Origin of the sequence: Yersinia massiliensis CCUG 53443 (genome assembly GCF_000312485.1) — a bacterium.
GTDB classification, from domain to species: domain Bacteria; phylum Pseudomonadota; class Gammaproteobacteria; order Enterobacterales; family Enterobacteriaceae; genus Yersinia; species Yersinia massiliensis.
Genome location: NZ_HE997643.1, coordinates 1,559,035 through 1,578,236 on the forward strand (window position 1 = coordinate 1,559,035; position 19,202 = coordinate 1,578,236).

Sequence of the window (19,202 nt, forward strand, 5' to 3'; positions counted from 1 at the left end):
TTCAGCGCGCTGCGCTATCACAGCAGCGCCAGCAAAAACACCAGTTCACCCACTTCAGCAGCCGCACCCAGCGTGTCACCGGTTTGGCCCCCTAAACGGCGGCGCAGATAAGTCGCCAACAACCAGACCACCGCCATGGTAATCACCAAGGCCAGTACGGCCGCCCCTTTACCGAGTAACAGCGTCAATATCGCGCCTCCCGCCAAGGTGACGGCGGTTTGTTTACCCGTGACTTTACCGATATAGATATTGCCCAGCCCATTGCCTTCTCGGGCATAACGCTGGCGATACATCAGCAACACAATGATCGTGCGGCCCGCGACCGAGGCCGCCGTGAGTGTGGCCAACATCGGCATATCACGTAGCGCCAGTTCACTTACCACCAGCAGTTTTGCCACCACAATAAAGATCAACGCCAATCCGCCGTTGGTGCCGAGGCGGCTATCGCGCATGATCTCTAGCATCTGTTCACGCTTACGCGCGGAAAACACCCCATCACAGGTATCGGCCAGCCCATCGAGATGAAAAGCACCGGTCACCAGCGCCAACACCAACACATAGCCCAGCGCCGCCAGCGGTACACCGCACCAAGGGGCCAACAGCGTAAAGACCACACCGCCGATCAGCCCCACAATCAGGCCAATTAAAGGGAAGCCGACAATACCGCGCTCGTATTGATCCATCGCCAGCCCTTGTGTCCAGCGCTCAGGCACAGGAATGCGGGTCATAAACTGTAAGGTGGCGAGAAATAACCGCAGGCTCATTTAATCTTTACCTCAATACCCGAAACCACTAAAAACACCTCATCTGCGGCTGCCGCCAATCGCTGATTAACGCGGCCGGCGATATCGCGAAAATGCCGAGCTAACCGATTTTCCGGCACGATCCCCATTCCCAACTCATTGGTGACGAGGAAAATGGGCGCTGAACTGCGGGCGCAAGCGGCCAGCAGATCGGTTATTTGTTGCTGAATACCGATTTCGAGCTGCGTAAAGTCCATCTGCTCAGGGGGCGTATCACCGGCCTGTTCAAACAGCAAATTGGTGATCAGTGTGGTGATGCATTCGAGCATCACGGCTTCACCGGGTGCAACCTGTTGCTCCACCACCGCACCGAGATCCCGATACCCTTCCCACGTGCGCCAGTGTGGCGGGCGGGTCGCGCGGTGTAGCGCCACTCGTTCAGCCATTTCCCCATCGGTCACCACCGAGGTCGCGATATAAAACACGCGGTCACAGGCCTGTGCCGCCAAGCGTTCAGCCAGCGAACTTTTCCCGCTACGCGCCCCTCCGGTAATCAAAATCACTGCGCGCTCTCCTGTAAATGCGTTTTCATGAGCTGGTAAATACGTTCTATATCAATGTGCTGACGCATTTGTGCCGCCAGAAGATCAAACTGTTGCTGCTTATGTTGTGCGTAATCGACGGTCACGCCATCGAACGCCGCTAGCCCTTTGCGCTGACGTAAGTTATTGAGCAACGCACGGGTAAAATCGGGGCTGTCAAACAGGCCATGAATATAGCTGCCTAACACGCTGCCGTCTTTATTCACCGCACCATCCACCCACTGCTCAGCTTGCCCATTGCGCAAAGTCAGGCAAGCAAACGGCGTGGCATCGGCCCCCAACTGAGAAACGCCCATGTGGATCTCATAGCCCTCTAGCGGGAGCGAATCACAATTTGCCAAGATCCCTGATAGCGCCACGCGGCAATGCCCGCTGACCCGCGTGGTGACTTTATCCTGCGCAAACTGGGTTTCCACATCCAGCAAACCCAGCCCCTCCATCTGTTCGAGGCCCGACTCCACGCCATCAATAATGCGTCGACCCAACATCTGATAACCGCCACAAATGCCGATCACGGGCACCGGCTGTGAATGTTGAGGTATCGATTTAGCTTGGTGCTGCGCCAGTAAAGCCGCCGCCAGTCCGCTTTCATGCAGCCATTGCAAATCACCGAGGGTATTTTTGCTGCCGGGCAAGATAATCAAGTCCGGCTGACCCAAAGCGGAGACCTGTGAAACATAGCGTAAGCGCACATCTGGCTGGGCGGCCAACGCATTGAAATCGGTAAAATTGGCAATGTGCGGCAGCCGAATCACCACGATATCCAGCGCCTTTTCTGTGGCATCGTTATATTTACCATTTTGCAGCGCCACACCGTCTTCATCTTCCAAATCAATGTCTAACCACGGCATTACGCCCAACACGGGGACATCGGTCAGGGCTTCAATCTGTTCTAATCCGGGCTTGAGCAGCGCAATATCACCACGGAACTTATTGATGATCACCCCTTTAACTCGCGCTTTTTCATGGGGATGCAACAACGCCAGCGTGCCATAAATAGACGCAAATACGCCGCCGCGATCGATATCCGCCACTAACAAAACGGGCGCATCTGCCATCGCGGCCATGCCCATATTGACGATATCGCGATCGCGCAGGTTGATTTCTGCCGGACTGCCCGCCCCTTCTAGCACCATCACGTCATACTCGCGGGCTAAGCTGTGGTAAACCTCGCTGATTTGCTGCTGCAATTGTGGTTTGTATTGATGGTATTCAACCGCATCCATATTGCAGGCGACTTTCCCCATCAGTACCACTTGCGCTTTGCGGTCACTGGTCGGTTTGAGCAACACCGGATTCATGCGGACATCTGGGGCAATACCCGCCGCTTCGGCCTGAAAAATCTGCGCGCGGCCCATCTCATCACCTTGCGGCGTAATGCCTGAATTCAGCGCCATGTTTTGCGATTTAAAGGGGGCGCTGCGATAGCCATCCTGCCTAAAAATACGACATAACCCCGCCACTAATACGCTTTTGCCGACATCAGATGCCGTGCCTTGCACCATGATGGATAGACCAGATGGCGATTCGCTCATCGCGCTTCCTCCGCTTCACGTTGACGCATCAACGCAAAAAGTTGTTCTTCGGTTTTGCACAAAGGCAACCCCAACTCAGTGTGCATTTTGACCAACCAAGGCTGAACCAGCCCAGCGGCACGCAGTTTATCTTGTTGCATGAAGACGTCAGTGGTGTCACCCGCAATCATCAGGTGACCCTGAGAGAGAACATAAAGATAATCACAAACCTGATAAATCAGATCGATATCGTGGCTGGATAGGATAACCCGTTTTCCTTCTGCCACAATGCGTTCAATGATCGTAATCATATGCTGGCGGCCCGCCGGATCGAGTCCAGCGGTGGGTTCATCCAACAGCAGGTATTCCGCTTCCATCACCAATGCACCGGCAATCGCCACCCGCTTTTTCTGGCCGTGGCTTAGATGCTGGATAGATTTATGGCGAAAACTCTGCGCATCCACCAAGGTTAGCGCCCGTTCCACCCGCTCAGCGATAACCGCCTCTCGCATGCCAAGATTGCGCAAACTAAAGGCAATATCGCTGTCGATATCGGTGTAAAAGATCTGTTGTTCCGGATCTTGGAACACGGTCGTCACGCGTTGGCGCAACGCCCGTAGGCTGGCTTTCTGATAACTGAGCGGTTCGCCTTGCCATAACACCGCCCCTTGCTGTGGTTGTAAAATACCGGTCAGATTCATAAACAGCGTGGATTTGCCGCAACCATTGGCCCCCAAGACGCCGGTGACCGCGTGCTGACTAAAATCCAAGGTCAGATCGTGCAATACCGGTTCATCTTGATAGCTGAAACCTAACTGCTGGGTGGCTAACATCCAATCCTGCCTTACAGGTGAAAATCACCCTGATAAAGTTTCATATCCAGCGAAATGACCATCTGTTGATAACGGATCATTACGCGGGTAAACAACATCCCCACCAGCATGGCCAGCGAGCGATAACCGGTTGGCAGTGAGATATAACCAAACCGCAGTGACTGCGCCTGATGGATAGCCGCCGCCTCCTCGATCAAAATAAAGATAAAACGCCAAGTCAGTAGAATTTGTTCCGTCAGCAAACGGGGTGCATGGCAACGTTTCAACAGTTGAATCAACTGCGGGAAGGGCGTGTTGAGCACAAACCAAAATGTCGCTGCCAGCGCCGCCAAACTGCGCCACAGCGTTTGATTGGCCGTGGTTAAACCGACTTTATCGATACCCAACCACCAATGACCGATTTGCATGCCCCACCACAAACTGTCTGGCTGACGGGAAAGTGACAATACAATCGTCACCAACCCGACTAACAGGAAAGAGAGCGGTATGGCGAGCCAGCGCAGGTAACGGCGCAGGCCAACCCGCAGCAAATAGCAGGTCAGCCCCGCGATAAACACCAACAACAGTGCTTGGTACATGGGCGGGCTCAGCATCGCTAACAGCAGGAAAACCCCATACAGCACCAACTTTCCCATGGGATCAACCTGCCGCCAGCGGCTTTGGTAACTGAGTTTATCAATCCCCAGCATGCTCACTGCGTTTCCCCCGGTAGTAGCCCAAGATATAGAAAATCACTGCCGCACCAATGGAACCCTGCAAGGTGAACAGTAAACTTTCAATTTCACCGCTGGCCGGTTCATACAACGGCTGGAACCACGGTGTATAGTGCGGTGCCGTGGTTTGAATCAAAGTTTCAGCCTCACCATCCGAACCGCCATATTCGCCGCCATGATTGATAAAGAACGGCAATATCACCAGTGCGATCACCATCGCCAGCAAGATAAGAGTCTTTTTCATGTTAGTGCGCCTCCGCGTGGACAAGTTTGCGCTTGGTTAATTGGTCATAAATCATCACTGTCAGCAAACCTTCAGCAATGGCAATCGGGATTTGAGTCAGGCAGAACACGCCCATAAATTTGATAATCGAACCGCTGACACCAAATTGCGGATCGGGGAAAGCTAGCCCCAGTTGGACCGAAGTCACAAAGTAAGTGGTTAAGTCCGCGAGCATGGCGCACAGGAACACCCCGACATCACGGCGCAGCCCCGCTTTACAGGCCAACTTCCAAACCAGATAACCCACCACCGGCCCGATGACCGCCATTGACATGCCGTTCGCGCCGAGTGTTGTCAACCCGCCATGGGCCAATAACAGTGCTTGGAACAGCAAGACAATCGCCCCTAATACGGCCACGACCACTGGCCCGAACAGAATGACCGCCAGCCCAACACCGGTGGGGTGCGAGCAACTGCCGGTCACGGACGGAATTTTCAGGGCTGACAGCACGAAAATGAAGGCACCGCAAAGCGCCAGTAACACTTTTTGGTTGCTGTCTTCAGAGACAATCTGCTTTAAGCGTACCAAGCCCATAAACAGGCAGGGCAGGAACAACACCCACCACGCCAGCGCCCACATCGGCGGTAAAAAGCCTTCCATGATATGCATCGCAAAAACATCATTGGGGGCAATGGTCAGCAGGATTGCCATGGCAAGTCCTGTGAACGAGAGTTTCTTAAGCTGTTTTTCCACGAATGACTCCTCATCCCCGCATCACCTAGACACCGCGGCTAATCCTGCGGCATGGCAAGAAAATGGGGGAAGTATTTTTAAGTTAATTAGCGGTCAATTTCACTCGCCGGTTATTCATTAACGCGTTGCTGCTTATTCACTAAAATGGTCGAAAAATAGGGCAAAGACTGATCAGCGGCGATGCTGTCCAACTGTCGCCAGCACACCTCCCCCGGCAATGAGGCTTCCGACATCAATAGCGCATGGGGGAAGAGCTCCAAACGGGCCAGCAGCGCCTGAATACGGGCGAAGCGGCCATAGACTTTCATCAGCACCACGCAATCATGATCCCGTAGCGCCCGCTCTAACTCCGCCTCGGGTGCGGTGCAAGACATAATCGCCAGCGACTGTTGCTCCATGGCTAACGGCAACGCCGCGCGCGAAGCGATGGCAGCAAAGGAGGTGACACCAGGGACGATCTCCAGCCAATCTGGGCGGCCAATACGTTCGAGTAAAAACACCCACGTGCTAAATAACATCGCATCGCCGAGGGTGATAAAGCCCACTTGATGCCCTTTGGCGACTTCAGCTTGTAGCTGCTGCGCCACGTCATCCCAAACCGCTTGTTTTTCGCTGTCATCGGCACTCATAGGGAAGTGGCAAGTGCGGATTTCTGTGGTGGGCGATAAGTATTCGCGCACAATAGAGAGCGCGAGGCTATCACCGCCTTTGCGCCCTGCGGGGGCATACAGCACATCCAATTTGGCGATCAACCGCGCGGCGCGTACCGTTATCAAATCACTGGCGCCGGGGCCAACGCCCAAGGCATAAAGTCTGCCGCTCATTACGCTGCCTCCTGTTGTTTTTGCTGTAAGGCGTGATCCAGATGTTCCACAAACATTTGGCGAATCAAGGGGTTTTCTCCTAACCCTTGCAGCCATGATTGGGCGCTGATACCTGCGGCTTCCAACTGTGAACGCCATGAGTCTGGCTCGTCAGAAGCCATATCATTAATGGCGTGATCCCCAGCCACCAGCATCAACGGCATCAAATGCACTTTGCGCACCCCCTGCTGTTGCAAGCGAGTGATGATATGGCCGATTTCCGGATAGCTTTCGACCGCGCCCACCAAAGCAGGGAAATTCAGCGAGGCCATTAAGTGATCCAGACAGGCATAGGCCGAGAAGGCATAATGACTCGCCCCATGGCCCATAAACACCACACGTTCATCAGCGGCGAGGGGCGGCATTTGCGCTTGCAGCGCGACCAGCAATTGCTGGTAATCCGCAAAACTGCTCAGGAGCGGTGTGCCAAGGACCAAATGGTGGAAATGCTCAGCAAACGCGCGCACTTCATTGGCGACTTTTTCGTATTCATCACCGTTAATGACATGCAGCGATTGAATGGCAACATCCTGATACCCCAATTCCGCCAGTTGCTTAAGGGCTTCGGCGGGGTTATTGATCAGCAACCCGTCGCGTTTGCGCAGCTTGCGGATAATCATTTCCGAGGTGAAAGCGCGGAACACATCACGATCGCTGTAGGCAGCGGCCAATTGCTGCTCGCAGGCATCAATATTCTTCTGGCGGGTCTGTTCATAACTGGTGCCAAAACTGATCACCAACAGTGCTTTTTTCATTTTATTGTCCTCGTTGTTGCTGCCAGTGCGTCAGGTGTTGGCTAAATTCGGCTAGTGACGTGACTTGCTGCCCGTTCGGCCCCAACACCACGGCATCGGGGCGGCGCACCACAATGCAGGGGATATTCAGCGCCAAACAGGGGGCCACTTTTTCCTGATAACCGCCCTGCGCCCCCGACTCTTTGGTGATAACCACATCTGGCTGACAAAACACATACAGCGCATGATTGAACTCAGCGCTAAATGGCCCACGCAGCGCGATAATGTTGTCCACCCCCAACCCCAACGCCTCGCATTGATTCAGCACATCGGCGGTCGGCAACACGCGCACCAGCAGTGTTTTTCCGGTTAATCCGCGCTGGTAATCAGCCAATTGCTTGCTGCCCGTGGTGAGCAGGACGCGTGGCCCTAAGCTGAGTGCCACCGCACAGGCCGCCGTCAGGCTATCGACTTTGTGCAATAACGGATGCTGCAATGCGTCAATTTCACTCGGTCGCTGATAGCGGGTCATCGGCACTTGAGCCTGTTCGCAAGCGGTGATCACATTGTCAGTGAGCAAGCTGGCATAGGGGTGTGAGGCATCAATCACCCAACGCACCTGTCTCGTGAACAGAAAATCTGTCATCGCCGCTGCATCCATCCGCCCAACCAAAATTTCACCGCCAATATCACCGGCCAGTTGCCGACCGGCATCGCTCGCCACCGACAAGCTATAGCGCTCGCCAGCCGCATCGAGCTGTTGGCAAATCAATCGCGCATCGCTGGTGCCGCCGAATACATGGACGGATGGATGGTCGCTCGTCATAATGATTGCCCTGTCATAATGGATGCCCTGTTAAAGTGACTGTCTTGTTAAAGCGACTGCCCGATTAAAGTGAATAGCCACGAGGTGTGATCATCAGCCCATTGCGGCAATAAGTAGCTTGATTACCCACAATCACCAAACTGGTCATGTCCACCGGCTCAAAATCCATCTCACCTAAAGTGGTGATCCATTTTTCCTGCTTTTTACGCCCCGCCGCTTTCACAACGCCAACCGGTGTGGTCGCTTTTTTCCACGGCTGCATTAATTCAAACGCACGCGCTAAATGCCCTTCACGGCCACGGCTACGGGGGTTGTAGAAGCAGATAACAAAATCGGCCTGCGCAGCGGCAACAATGCGTTTTTCAATCACTTCCCACGGCGTCATCAAATCACTCAGGCTGATATGACAGAAGTCATGCATCAACGGCGCACCCAGTAAGGACGCGGCTGCAATACTGGCGGTGATCCCCGCCACTAAGCGCACTTCTAGCGCTAATGCTTGCTGCGTGACCAACTCCAGCACCAACCCCGCCATGCCATAAATACCGGCATCGCCACTGCTGATCAGCGCCACGTTGTGGCCCGCCAACGCCAAATCGATGGCCGCCTGACAGCGTTCAATCTCTTTGCACATGCCGGTTTTGATTACCTGCTTATCCATGGTCATCGACTTGACCAAATGGGTGTAGGTCTTATAACCGACGATAATGTCCGCCTCTTGGATCGCCGCAATGGCATCCTGTGTCATCATCGATTCACTGCCCGGCCCAATGCCAATCACGGTTAACATTAATGCGATACTCCCAGAGTGATGGTGACGCCCTGCTGACGCAGAGTATTGCCAACCAATTTACCGTCGCTCATCAGCCAAGCGACCGGTTGTGAAACGCTACCGACACCCACCGTTTGGCGGACAAAATCAGAAGCAGGGAAACGTTGTTCATGGCGGCTTAATTCGCCCACGCTGAACAATTCGAATGGCACGCGCCAGCACTGAGCCAATTGGTGGAGTGCGGGTTCGTCTTTTTTGATGGTGACGCTACCGATGGCCCGTAGTGCCATGATATCGAAGTGATTTTCGGCCATTTGCTGTTGCAGCAGTTCGACCAGTGTTTGCAGTGAGGTGGCTCGGCGGCAACCAATCCCCGCCACCACGCGGCGCGGCACCAGTTTGTAGACCGGCATCGCGTGTTGTTTATCGTCAGACAAAGGCAAGCTATCGCGCAGTGAAATGCAGACTAAGGCGTCCAGCGGCGGTAAATCGTCCAGCGAATCAACGGGGATAAAGCCTCGGGTATCGCAGCGCTCACGCTCCGCTAGCATCGGCGTGTCCCACCACAACCCCACTTTTTGGTTGCTGACCAGCATTTGATTAACCACTTTGACCGCATGGCGGAAATCTTGCATTTCGGCATCCAATTGGTTTGCCAAGGTGTCCAATGCCGCCATTTCATTGACGTCGGTGGCAGTGGTAATCACCGGATCTGCCCCTAGAATCCCCGCCAAATAACGAGTCAGGGTGTTGGCACCGCCGACATGGCCGGAGAGCAAACTGATGACATGCTGCCCACGTTCATCGATCACCACCACGGCCGGATCGGTCATTTTGTCGTTCACCAACGGGGCAAGCACCCGCACGGTGAGGCCGATCGCCCCCACCACAACCAAGGCGGAATACTGCTTAAATGCCTCGCGGATCGTCTCGCCAAAAGTGCCGTTAAAGGGCTGAAACCCTGTCTCCAGCAGTTTTTCACTGGTAAAACAGGTGAGCGGCAAATGGGTTTGCAACCGCCGCGCCAAACGTACCGCGCCGGGGGTGAGGCAAAAGACCGCGATCGACTCAGGCTTGACGATATTCATGGCTAAACCCCGCATCATAAAGTTTGGAGTAGTGGTACTCATCGCCTAAGAAGGCCCCCACCAGAATCAGCGCTGTTTTATTTATCGCAGCGGCTCGAACCAACTCAGCAATGTCGGTTAAGGTGCCGCGCACCGTGCGGCTTTCTGCCCACGTCGCTTTGTACACCACCGCCACCGGTGTATCGGCTGGATAACCGCCGGCAATTAAGCGCTCGGCGACGCGATCCACTTCCTGCACGGAGAGGAAAATGGCCATCGAAGTTTGATGCGCAGCAAAGGCTTCCAACTGCTCACGAGGTGGCATCGGCGTGCGCCCCTCAATACGAGTGATAATCAGGCTTTGCGCCACTTCAGGTACGGTATATTCCACACCCAGTTGTGCCGCCGCCCCCAAGAATGCGCTGACCCCCGGCACAGAAACAAAGCCGATGCCATGCTCACCCAAGACTTCGCCTTGCTCACGAATAGAGCCGTACAACGAAAGGTCACCGGTTTGCAGCCGAACCACCAATTTGCCTGCACGGACACCGTCCACCATTAACCTGATGATCTGTTCGAGGTTCAGCCCCGCACTGTCGTGGCACTCGGCCTCTGGCGAGCAGTACTCCAGCAATTCGGTATTGATCAGCGAACCGGCATAGATAACCACCTGCGCCTGTTGCAACAAGCGGTAGCCCTTTAAGGTGATCAGCTCTTTGTCACCCGGCCCTGCCCCGACAAACCAGACTTTTTGGTTATCCCATGCAGGGGAGACGGGTGTTTTGGCGTTATCGGCGGGAACGTTCTTTGGCTGCTCAAACATGGCGCGCCTCCTTGTGGCAGGAAATAAGATAAGTAGGATTATTCGGTTTAAAGTAGTGTCCGCTGCCCAGTGGCGTGAGGCTGGAAAGTTGCAATTGCACACAATCGAGCTGGCTAACCGCGCAGGTCTGTAAGTGGCTCAGAGCGTCATTGAGGTTGTCGAGCAAAATAAAGGTCAGCACCAATCGCCCATTGGGATTGAGCATCATCAGTGCCCAATCAATCAGTTCGGTCAATTGACCACCGCTACCGCCAATAAAAATGGCATCAGCGTGATCTGCTACAGGAAGCGGGGCCACACCGGCGATAATGTCCACGTTGTGACACGCCAACCGCTGGCGATTCTCGTGAATTAATTCCAGCGCCGCCGGATTGCGCTCAATGGCCGTCACCCGCAAATGGGGGAATTGCAAGGCCGCTTCCAGTGCCACACTCCCCGTTCCCGCGCCGACATCAATCAGGTGGCGGGCATCATTCAGTTCCAGCCGTGCCAGAGCTAACACGCGCACCGCTTCTTTCGTCATCGGGACTTTTTGCCCGCGCGCATTTTGTCCGCGAATAAAGAACTCATCTCTCATTGAGGATCACCACCACATTCATGTCATAACGGGCCGCCACTTGATCCACCGATAAGCGGTGAATACGTTCGTTGGGCTGGGAGAGGTTTTCACCGATGATCAAGGTGCGTTCAAGACCACGTTGCCAGAGGGCATTCGCAATGGCGCGTGGGCCGATAATTCCGTCGGTGACCATAGCGACTTTGTCGTGCTGGAAAATCCAGTCAAAATCCGGTTCGCGACCGTGGCTGCTGGTAAGAAACAGGTCGTTCATGTCTAACGCCACTTTGGCGCACAGGTATTGAATCGCACTAATACCGGGGATTATCTGTAATTGGTCGGGGCTAAAATTCGCCGCCAGCAGTTTGCCGATGCCATACAACAGCGGGTCGCCTGAGGCCAGCACCACGATGTCTCGGTTTTTTTGGCTATCAAGCCATTCCAATAGCCCCAGTAAATCTGCATCTAACAAGCGTGTTTCACGGCCATGCCCGCCAAACGTCGCCAGATGGCGCTTGCCCCCGACCAACACTTCGGCCAGTGAAATCGCCTGCTGCGCACGAGGGGTAAGGTATTGGGTATCTCCTGGGCCGATGCCCACGACGGTGATCATCGTAGCGCCTCCAGAATCTCATCCAGCGGTCGACTGCTCCCCAGCACTTGATTGTCGAAAGAGAATAAAATGGCGTCACACTGCGGCGGATTCACCGAGAAGCGCATCATCTCGTTGATGCGTTCACAAATACGCTCTGCAATACGGGTGTAGACCTGCTGCCAGCCTTGCTCGGCAATCAGCTCCATTGCGGCTTCGGTGGTATCACACTGATTCACTTCAAGTAACAGCGCATGAGGCGCACCCATTAACGCCAGATTCGCCACCAGCGTTTCCATGCGCCCATCAGCAATATGGCTGTGGGTGTGGAAGATACCGGCAGCCACTTTGACCAATTTGCCGGGATGCCCGACCAATAACACGCGGCGAAAACCCAGCCGCACGGTTTCCTGCAACATGTAGCCGACGAAATTACTCATGGTCACCACCCGCTGGCTATCAAGGCCCAGATGGTCACGGACAAAGCGCTCGCCATGATTACCCGGCACCAGAATCACGCGGTCTTCCCCTGCCGCCCGTTTCATCTCCAACTCCAGTGCCAGTGAGCGTTTCCAGCTCTCCTCTGACATTGGCGTCACAATCCCTGTCGTGCCAATGATGGAGATACCACCGAGAATACCCAGCCGCCCGTTGTAGGTTTTCTTGGCCCGTTCTTCGCCTTCCGGCGCAAAGATTTCAACGCTCGCCCCACGTAACGGGCCAATAACTTCACGCACTGCGGCTTCAATGGTTTGCTGTGGGGTGCGATTAATGGCGCTACTGCCCACGGGTAAGCCAATGCCTTTGCGAGTGACCGTGCCGACCCCTTCGCCACCGCGCAAAGTAATGTCAGTTTGTTGGGGTAGGTCATCAGTCGATTCAAAAACCGTGACGCGGGCAAAAATCAGCATGCCGTGGGTGGCATCCACATCATCACCACCATCTTTACGGATGGCGGCCGTGGCTTGCCGGCCCTCAATCAACGGCTGCTCAACGTTCAGGTTCAAGGTGATACCGGAAGGCGTGACGATGGAAATCTGATCAATCACTTGCTGGCGCAATACCATCAATGCTGCCACTTTTGCCGCCGCCGTGGCGCAGGAACCGGTGGTGTAGCCTTTGCGGTATTGCTTGCCGTTGTGCCAAATGCTGTCTAATGACAACTGTTGTTGTTCAACATCATTGGCTTGCTCATGACTCACCACAGTGTCACTCATAGCGCCCCCCGTAATTGGTAGAGGATGGCGTTAATGATGGCTGCGGCGACATTGCTCCCACCTTTACGCCCCAGTGCGGCGATACAAGGCAGGTCACTTTGAGCTAACGCCTCTTTGGATTCTGCTGCCCCGACAAACCCCACCGGCACGCCAATGACCGCGACAGGCGTCGCTTGCCGCTCGAGCAGGCGGAACAACGCGGTAGGCGCATTGCCAAATACAAACAGTTTTTCACCCGGTTCAGCCAGCGCCACATCAACCGCCGCCATGGAGCGAGTGATCCCCTGTTGTGGCGCACTCTCGACCACTCGAGGGTCACTGATATAGCAGCGGCATTCACAGCCCATCTGCTTGAGCAGCGTTTTATTGATGCCAGACATCGCCATGGTGGTGTCGGTGTACAGGGTACAACCTCGTTTGAGGCCCTCGGTAATGTGAGTCAATACCTGCGGCGAAAAATGCAGAATATCCAGCCAGTCAAAATCGGCGGTGGTGTGAATAGCACGCTTGATCACCGCTTCGTGCATCGCGCTGGCAAAACGATACTCTGGCCGCTGTTCGGCAATGATATCGCCGATAATCACAAAACTGTTTTGTTCGATTTGCTGCGGGTTCTGTATATAGTTCATCAGGTTATCCTTGTTAAATGCCGACCAGCAGCAGATGAATCAGGGCAAACAGCAATAGGGCCAACAGTGATGCCATCAGCATTAAATGGATGCTGCGCGGAATATCATTCAACGCCACTTCACGCTGCGCATCACCGATCCAGGGTTTCTCTACTCGCTCGCCAAAATAATCATTGGGGCCACCCAAACGCACCCCCAGCGCCCCCGCCACGGTGGCTTCAGACCACGCGCAATTGGGGCTGGAATGTTGATAGCGGTCACGCCAACCAATGCGCAACGCTTGCCGATAATCGGCTTGAATGAACCATGCTGCGGCACTGAGCAACAGCCAGCTCAAGCGAGCAGGTAACCAGTTCGCCAGATCATCCATACGAGCTGACACATAACCGATCGCACGATATTTTGGCGTTTTGTAGCCCACCATCGAGTCAAGGGTGTTGACCGCTTTGTAAGCCATCGCCAGCGGTGCGCCGCCTAGCAGCAGGAAAAACAGTGGCGCAATGACGCCATCGACACTGTTCTCTGCCACCGTTTCGACGACGGCACGCGTCATTTGCGGTTTCTCCAGTTGGGAGGTATCACGCCCCACAATCCATGACAGTTTCTCGCGGCTTTGCGCCAGTGAACCGTGTTGCAGCGCGTCATAGACCAACAGCGCCGCTTCACTCAGGCAGCGCCCAGCCAGTAAGGTGTAAATCATCCATACTTGCGCGACCCAACCGAGCCAAGGGTGAATCTGGGTCATCAGCCATAAAAATCCCCAGCTCACGCCCCAAGTCACGCCCACCACCACCAGCCATAACAATGCACCGCCCCATTTCAGCGCGCGCTCGCTGCGGCAAACCGATCGAATCGCCCGTTGCAATACCGTGATCATGTTGCCAATCCAGCGCACCGGATGCGGCCAGTGCGGCGGGTCGCCGAGCCAGCTATCGAGTAGAAAAGCCACAAACCACGCCGCGAGTGTCATAGCAGACTCCGAGCGGCACTCAGCCAACCGTTGAGCAAACCGGAACGTTGGGCGAAGTGAATATGCAGGTAGCTGGCTTGGGTGCGTTGCACTTGATAACCGCTGTGCCAACGTTGAATGGCAACACCATCACGCCACTTGCTGCTGTCAAAGACCGGTGTCAAGGTGCTGGTGAAATCGGAGTAATGGAATTCATGGCCGCGTAACGTCTCGCCTTGCGCGGCTAAGAGGGTGTCAGTGCGCGCCTGTGCCTGGCAGTAACCAAAGCGAGTCAGGCGTTTACCCATATGGCTTTCACCGGCCAGAATGCCGACCATCCTATGGTGTTGCGCCTGCGCATCCGTTAGCCCTTCGCCCAGATACATCAAGCCACCACATTCGGCATACAGGGGGATTTGTTGGTGATGGGCTTGCCGTAACGCGCTGTGCATGGCGGTGTTAGCAGCCAGTTTGGCGGCGTGCACTTCCGGATAGCCGCCACCGAGGTAGATCATTTGGCAATCAGGCAATTGGCGGTCATGAAGTGGACTGAATCGTTGGATGCGCACCCCAGCTTGCTCGAGTAAATCAAGGTTATCGGGGTAATAGAAATTGAAGGCTTCATCATCGGCCAGCGCCAGTGTCAAGCCCTCAGCCAGTGCTTGGGGCGGCAATGTTGGCGGCGTTCCTGCTGGCAACGTCGCGCACTGGGTCAGTGCTAATAGCCGGTCGAGATCAATTGTTTCCTCGATTTGTTGCGCCAGCCGTTGCCAGCGGGGATCGCTGTCAGGTTGCAGACGTTGATTTGGTCTCGAACTACCGCGCTCTTGCGCAGGGATCAGCCCGAGATGGCGTGATGGCAAGGCGACATCATCCATCACCGGCACACGGCCCAACACAGGGATACCGCAATAGTGTTCGATAGCGTGGCGCAGCAGTTGGTAATGACTATCAGAATTAACGCGGTTGACGATCACCCCAGCAATCACCAAGTCAGGGTCAAACTGGCAGAAACCCATCACAGTAGCCGCCACCGAGGTTGATACCGCTTTGCCGTCCACCAGTAAGATAACCGGACAACCCAATTGCTTCGCCATCGCGGCACTGCTGCAATAGTTGGGATCGGTGCCGTAACCGTCATACAGCCCCATGACACCTTCAATCACCGCCACATCGGCATGGCGCATATGCTGGTTATACAGCCCATTTAAGGTTTCAACCGGCAGCATAAAAGCATCAAGATTGCGGGACATCACACCGCTCACTGCGCTATGCCAACCGGTGTCGAGGTAATCCGGCCCCACCTTGAACGGCTGTACCGACCGCCCGCGCGCCATCAACGCGCGCAGCAGACCGAGCGTCACGGTGGTTTTACCGCATCCGCTACCGGTTCCTGCGATGATAAAGGCTTGTTTGCCAGACCGTTGCATAAAAAAATCCCGCCATTTCAAGCGGGATCTGCAGTGTCAAAAAGGTGCGCCAACGCATCGTCGCCGCTGCGCGCATCTGATGACAACCCGCTTCCCACCGAAGGAGTTGAATATCGTTTACCGATCTGGCTGGTCTTCTGGCTTAGCGTCATCCTCTCCCGCACCTTCCCAATCCGGTGGATCAGTGGTTACAGCGGGGTCGTCAGCATCACAGCAGCGGGGGCTGCGGGGGATTGTCACCCCCTTCCCAGTTATGCTTTAGCGCATAACATGACCATTTCGGTATATAAAATTTCTTATTTCGTTATTTATTTTATCTCTTTATTTACACTGTTATAACAGTGCATTTATGAATGAGTATCTTATTAGCGTGCCATAAAATTAATATACGCCTTTCTGTTCATAAAAAATGGTGAATTTCATTTTTTGATGATGATTTTTTTGCATCTGCATATGAAATTATTGTCATCAACATCAAAAACATCATTTAAAAACAGACAACTACACTTAAATCCTCATTTACTCGAATAACAAATTATTGTCATTAAATTTTTAGAGACTTAATTTTTTCGATGACAATTTAAAATAGAAAATCAAAACTAAGGGCATAATTGAATAATATTAAATCAATATTTCCTATTCCATTTCGTTACGGTCAGAAGAGAGCGAACGAAATACCTGCGGCGTCACATTATAAGTTTGTCGAAACACCTTGCAGAAATAGCTGGTTTGCGAAAAACCCAGATTTTTGGCAATACTGGCAATGCTCCAATCGCTGTGTTGTAGCATCTCTCTGGCATTGGCCATTCGCTGTTGGTTCACCCACGCATTAAAGCCGATACCCTGATATTTTTTGAATAGCTTGCTGAAATAATAGGGGCTGAGATAGACCTTGCTCGCCACATCTTCCAACCGCAATTCTTCCGACAAATGGGTATCAATGTAGCGTAAGACTTTTTTCATTTTGCTGTCGTGAGGATGCACAGGCCGCGCTCTACCGGGATCTTTACTGCCCATGTTGTCATTGATCACCACAAAGTTAAGGTGTTTTTTTAGGCAGTTTTCAACGATCAATTTCAGTAAGTCCGCAGAGGCAATCACCCGCGAGAAATCCATGATGGGCACATTGTGGAACTCATCCATCAACGCGGGATTCTGCTGCCAGTGGTTATCCACATTGAGGATATCAATCAGATAGACATCCGAGTGCAACCGCACTTGCCCGCACAACACAAACCCGACCAGATGGCCGGCAATCACCAGTGGAATAGAAAAATCCGTTAGCCCAGCATGGCAACGGTAGATACAAGGCTCATTGGATTTAGAGGCTTCAAGGCCACCACAACGGTCACTCATTCGACAGCGAAGATGATTAACCGGATCTTGGCGCATCAATTGGCAAAATGGTGTGAAATTGAATAAGTCGGAAATCTCTTCACCGTGAATATTGACCACAACGACGGCGAGACCCGTTGCCTGAGCAAAATCCTGCGCGATTTTATTTATGAGCTCTGAGTTTAGAGAACTGGCAGAAATCATGATAAAACCTCTCAGTGAATTTTAATTTATTGTTATGAAGTTTTTTGTTGCGATAAATCATCCCTGTTTTATTTAATATGTTAATGCATTGTTGTATTTTCATTCCCATTCGCTAAGGCCAAAAATCTATTTCCCCGTGAAGGTTAACCCTGAAGAAAAATGAAAAAATAACAATTCACTTTATCAGAATCACCATCAATAGGGGACGACAATACGTTCATTAACCGAAATAGATCACGAAATTTCCTCATCCTACTTTCAGTTTCTTCATCCTAGTTTAAATTTCCTCACCCTACTTTAGGGTCGTCATCGTAAGATGAGGAAACACGCTGGCTTATCTCTTGCTCGCCTCTCGGCGATAACTTAATGCGACGTAAATAACGTTAGGTTATTAACATGGCGCTCAGTCACTAATGGGTGGCTTCTTCATCTTCTAATTTGCAGGCATTGCACGCCAGATTTTTGCCGATGAAAACACGATAGACCGCCGCCCCTAAACAAGCACCAATAATCGGCGCGATGATAGGTACGATGAAATAAGGAATTTCGCGGCCACCGGTCATTGAGATTTTCCCCCAACCGGCGAGGAAGGTGAAAATTTTAGGGCCAAAATCACGAGCCGGATTCATGGCAAACCCAGTTAATGGGCCAGTCGATGCCCCGATCACCGCCACCAAAATACCAATTAACAATGGCCCTAACGCGCCGCGAGGTACGCCATTACCATCATCTGTCAGCGCCATGATCAATCCCATAAGAATCGAGGTAATGACGATTTCAACGAAGGCAGCCTGCCATACACTGATTGCTGGTGATGGGAAGGTACTGAAAATACTGGCTAACTGTAGGCTTTCGACACTGCCGCGAACCATCTGATGTGCCGTTTCAAAATCAGTGAATAAGTTGTGGTACAGCAGATAAGACAATGCCGCCCCACCAAATGCACCGGCAATCTGCGCGATAGAATAAGGAATCACTTTACGGCCTGGGAAGCACGCAAACAGCCATAAAGCGATGGTAATGGCGGGGTTGAGATGCGCGCCGGAAATGCCAGCCGTCAGATAGACGGCCAATGAAATCCCCAGCCCCCACACGATGCAAATTTCCCACAAGCCGAAGCTGGCTCCGGCCACCTTCAGTGCTGCCAGACAGCTAATACCAAAAAACAAAAATAGCCCAGTACCGAGAAATTCTGCAATACACTGAGCCTTGAGTGAGTCATTCATAGAGTTACCCTGCTTGTGATTATTATGATCAATCTATTTTCCATCAATGAACAACTTAAGGTTAATGAGCGGCTTAAATATGTTCACTGACTTCACATAGATGAATAAGTGCACGGCCCTTGACTGAACCACTATAAAGAGACACAAAATAAAAGTGTTGTCGTGATTTAGCATTCATTAAACAAAAACTAGACTTTTGATAGCAAATTATTGTCATCATGACAGTAAAAATACCCAGCAATACCCTGTTAATAGGCACTTTTATACTTTGTTGGCGTATATGACTTTATTGCTTTTTATTCTTTCCGTTATTGTTATCAGGCTCGCATTTTTGCGCCAAAGACCTCTTAAACTTTCCCTTTCATTAAAAATGATCTTCCTTTTTTTAAATAAAAATCAAACCGTATTCTATTTACCGGGCAGGCGCGCGTTTATCAAAATCAATGTTATCTGTCACTCACTAAATTTCAATTCTGAATATCCAATCACCAGTTATTGTCATGGCAGAACAGTAAAATCTTCTGATAAAACACTCAATTATCCTATTTCGATGACAATAATTTGTTATTTAGTCACTAACCATTCCCGCCAGTAAAT

Annotated in this window: 21 protein-coding genes and 1 riboswitch; all 21 genes read right to left on the reverse strand. The window is 52.7% G+C overall.

From position 1 onward, the window contains the following. Positions 1 to 17 precede the first annotated feature (17 nt). On the reverse strand, positions 18 to 764 hold the full coding sequence (cobS, locus tag BN68_RS07030) for an adenosylcobinamide-GDP ribazoletransferase (protein ID WP_019210455.1): 747 nt from the start codon (positions 762 to 764) through the stop codon (positions 18 to 20). Next, positions 761 to 1,306: a bifunctional adenosylcobinamide kinase/adenosylcobinamide-phosphate guanylyltransferase gene (gene cobU / locus BN68_RS07035; RefSeq protein WP_019210456.1), complete on the reverse strand. Its 546-nt coding sequence runs from the start codon at positions 1,304 to 1,306 to the stop codon at positions 761 to 763. The genes cobS and cobU overlap by 4 nt, the downstream gene beginning before the upstream one ends. Then, positions 1,303 to 2,880: a cobyric acid synthase gene (locus BN68_RS07040; protein ID WP_019210457.1), complete on the reverse strand. Its 1,578-nt coding sequence runs from the start codon at positions 2,878 to 2,880 to the stop codon at positions 1,303 to 1,305. Before BN68_RS07040 ends, cobU begins: the two co-directional genes overlap by 4 nt. Next, on the reverse strand, positions 2,877 to 3,692 hold the full coding sequence (locus BN68_RS07045) for an ATP-binding cassette domain-containing protein (RefSeq protein WP_019210458.1): 816 nt from the start codon (positions 3,690 to 3,692) through the stop codon (positions 2,877 to 2,879). The genes BN68_RS07040 and BN68_RS07045 overlap by 4 nt, the downstream gene beginning before the upstream one ends. 11 nt (positions 3,693 to 3,703) lie before the next feature. Further along, a complete protein-coding gene (locus BN68_RS07050) occupies positions 3,704 to 4,381 on the reverse strand; it encodes an energy-coupling factor ABC transporter transmembrane protein (protein ID WP_019210459.1) in 678 nt (225 codons plus the stop codon). Beyond that, positions 4,368 to 4,649 (reverse strand): energy-coupling factor ABC transporter substrate-binding protein, encoded by a 282-nt coding sequence (locus BN68_RS07055; RefSeq protein WP_019210460.1) that lies wholly within the window; start codon positions 4,647 to 4,649, stop codon positions 4,368 to 4,370. The genes BN68_RS07050 and BN68_RS07055 overlap by 14 nt, the downstream gene beginning before the upstream one ends. A 1-nt stretch (position 4,650) precedes the next feature. Further along, positions 4,651 to 5,340 (reverse strand): cobalt ECF transporter S component CbiM, encoded by a 690-nt coding sequence (gene cbiM, locus BN68_RS07060; RefSeq protein WP_049609620.1) that lies wholly within the window; start codon positions 5,338 to 5,340, stop codon positions 4,651 to 4,653. Between the two features lie 152 nt (positions 5,341 to 5,492). After that, the gene (locus tag BN68_RS07065) at positions 5,493 to 6,206 is read right to left on the reverse strand and encodes a cobalt-factor II C(20)-methyltransferase (RefSeq protein ID WP_019210462.1); all 714 of its coding nucleotides are present in this window, start codon (positions 6,204 to 6,206) and stop codon (positions 5,493 to 5,495) included. Next, complete coding sequence (cbiK, locus tag BN68_RS07070; protein ID WP_019210463.1) at positions 6,206 to 7,000, reverse strand: sirohydrochlorin cobaltochelatase; 795 nt, start codon at positions 6,998 to 7,000, stop codon at positions 6,206 to 6,208. The genes BN68_RS07065 and cbiK overlap by 1 nt, the downstream gene beginning before the upstream one ends. Position 7,001: 1 nt before the next feature. Next, positions 7,002 to 7,805, reverse strand: coding sequence for a cobalt-precorrin-6A reductase (locus BN68_RS07075; RefSeq protein WP_019210464.1), 804 nt, complete (start codon positions 7,803 to 7,805; stop codon positions 7,002 to 7,004). Between the two features lie 64 nt (positions 7,806 to 7,869). Then, positions 7,870 to 8,595 carry a precorrin-3B C(17)-methyltransferase gene (locus BN68_RS07080; protein WP_019210465.1) on the reverse strand — a complete coding sequence of 242 codons (726 nt, stop codon included), beginning with the start codon at positions 8,593 to 8,595 and terminating at the stop codon, positions 7,870 to 7,872. Then, on the reverse strand, positions 8,595 to 9,665 hold the full coding sequence (cbiG, locus tag BN68_RS07085; protein WP_019210466.1) for a cobalt-precorrin 5A hydrolase: 1,071 nt from the start codon (positions 9,663 to 9,665) through the stop codon (positions 8,595 to 8,597). Before cbiG ends, BN68_RS07080 begins: the two co-directional genes overlap by 1 nt. Further along, entirely contained in the window at positions 9,646 to 10,467 is an 822-nt protein-coding gene (locus tag BN68_RS07090; protein ID WP_019210467.1) for a cobalt-precorrin-4 methyltransferase, read from the reverse strand. The genes cbiG and BN68_RS07090 overlap by 20 nt, the downstream gene beginning before the upstream one ends. Beyond that, positions 10,460 to 10,990, reverse strand: coding sequence for a decarboxylating cobalt-precorrin-6B (C(15))-methyltransferase (locus BN68_RS07095; RefSeq protein ID WP_391592555.1), 531 nt, complete (start codon positions 10,988 to 10,990; stop codon positions 10,460 to 10,462). Before BN68_RS07095 ends, BN68_RS07090 begins: the two co-directional genes overlap by 8 nt. A 43-nt stretch (positions 10,991 to 11,033) precedes the next feature. After that, a complete protein-coding gene (locus BN68_RS07100) occupies positions 11,034 to 11,636 on the reverse strand; it encodes a cobalt-precorrin-7 (C(5))-methyltransferase (protein WP_019210469.1) in 603 nt (200 codons plus the stop codon). Next, positions 11,633 to 12,832: a cobalt-precorrin-5B (C(1))-methyltransferase CbiD gene (gene cbiD, locus BN68_RS07105; protein WP_019210470.1), complete on the reverse strand. Its 1,200-nt coding sequence runs from the start codon at positions 12,830 to 12,832 to the stop codon at positions 11,633 to 11,635. Before cbiD ends, BN68_RS07100 begins: the two co-directional genes overlap by 4 nt. After that, entirely contained in the window at positions 12,829 to 13,461 is a 633-nt protein-coding gene (locus tag BN68_RS07110) for a cobalt-precorrin-8 methylmutase (RefSeq protein WP_019210471.1), read from the reverse strand. Before BN68_RS07110 ends, cbiD begins: the two co-directional genes overlap by 4 nt. A 13-nt stretch (positions 13,462 to 13,474) precedes the next feature. After that, positions 13,475 to 14,431 (reverse strand): adenosylcobinamide-phosphate synthase CbiB, encoded by a 957-nt coding sequence (gene cbiB, locus BN68_RS07115; protein ID WP_019210472.1) that lies wholly within the window; start codon positions 14,429 to 14,431, stop codon positions 13,475 to 13,477. Beyond that, positions 14,428 to 15,840, reverse strand: a complete 1,413-nt coding sequence (locus BN68_RS07120) for a cobyrinate a,c-diamide synthase (RefSeq protein ID WP_019210473.1) — start codon at positions 15,838 to 15,840, stop codon at positions 14,428 to 14,430. The genes cbiB and BN68_RS07120 overlap by 4 nt, the downstream gene beginning before the upstream one ends. Positions 15,841 to 15,950: 110 nt before the next feature. Further along, positions 15,951 to 16,134: riboswitch (cobalamin riboswitch) on the reverse strand. Between the two features lie 342 nt (positions 16,135 to 16,476). Further along, the gene (pocR, locus tag BN68_RS07130; protein ID WP_019210475.1) at positions 16,477 to 17,379 is read right to left on the reverse strand and encodes a transcriptional regulator PocR; all 903 of its coding nucleotides are present in this window, start codon (positions 17,377 to 17,379) and stop codon (positions 16,477 to 16,479) included. A 410-nt stretch (positions 17,380 to 17,789) separates the two neighbouring features. Then, on the reverse strand, positions 17,790 to 18,605 hold the full coding sequence (gene pduF / locus BN68_RS07135) for a propanediol diffusion facilitator PduF (RefSeq protein ID WP_019210476.1): 816 nt from the start codon (positions 18,603 to 18,605) through the stop codon (positions 17,790 to 17,792). Positions 18,606 to 19,202 lie beyond the last annotated feature (597 nt).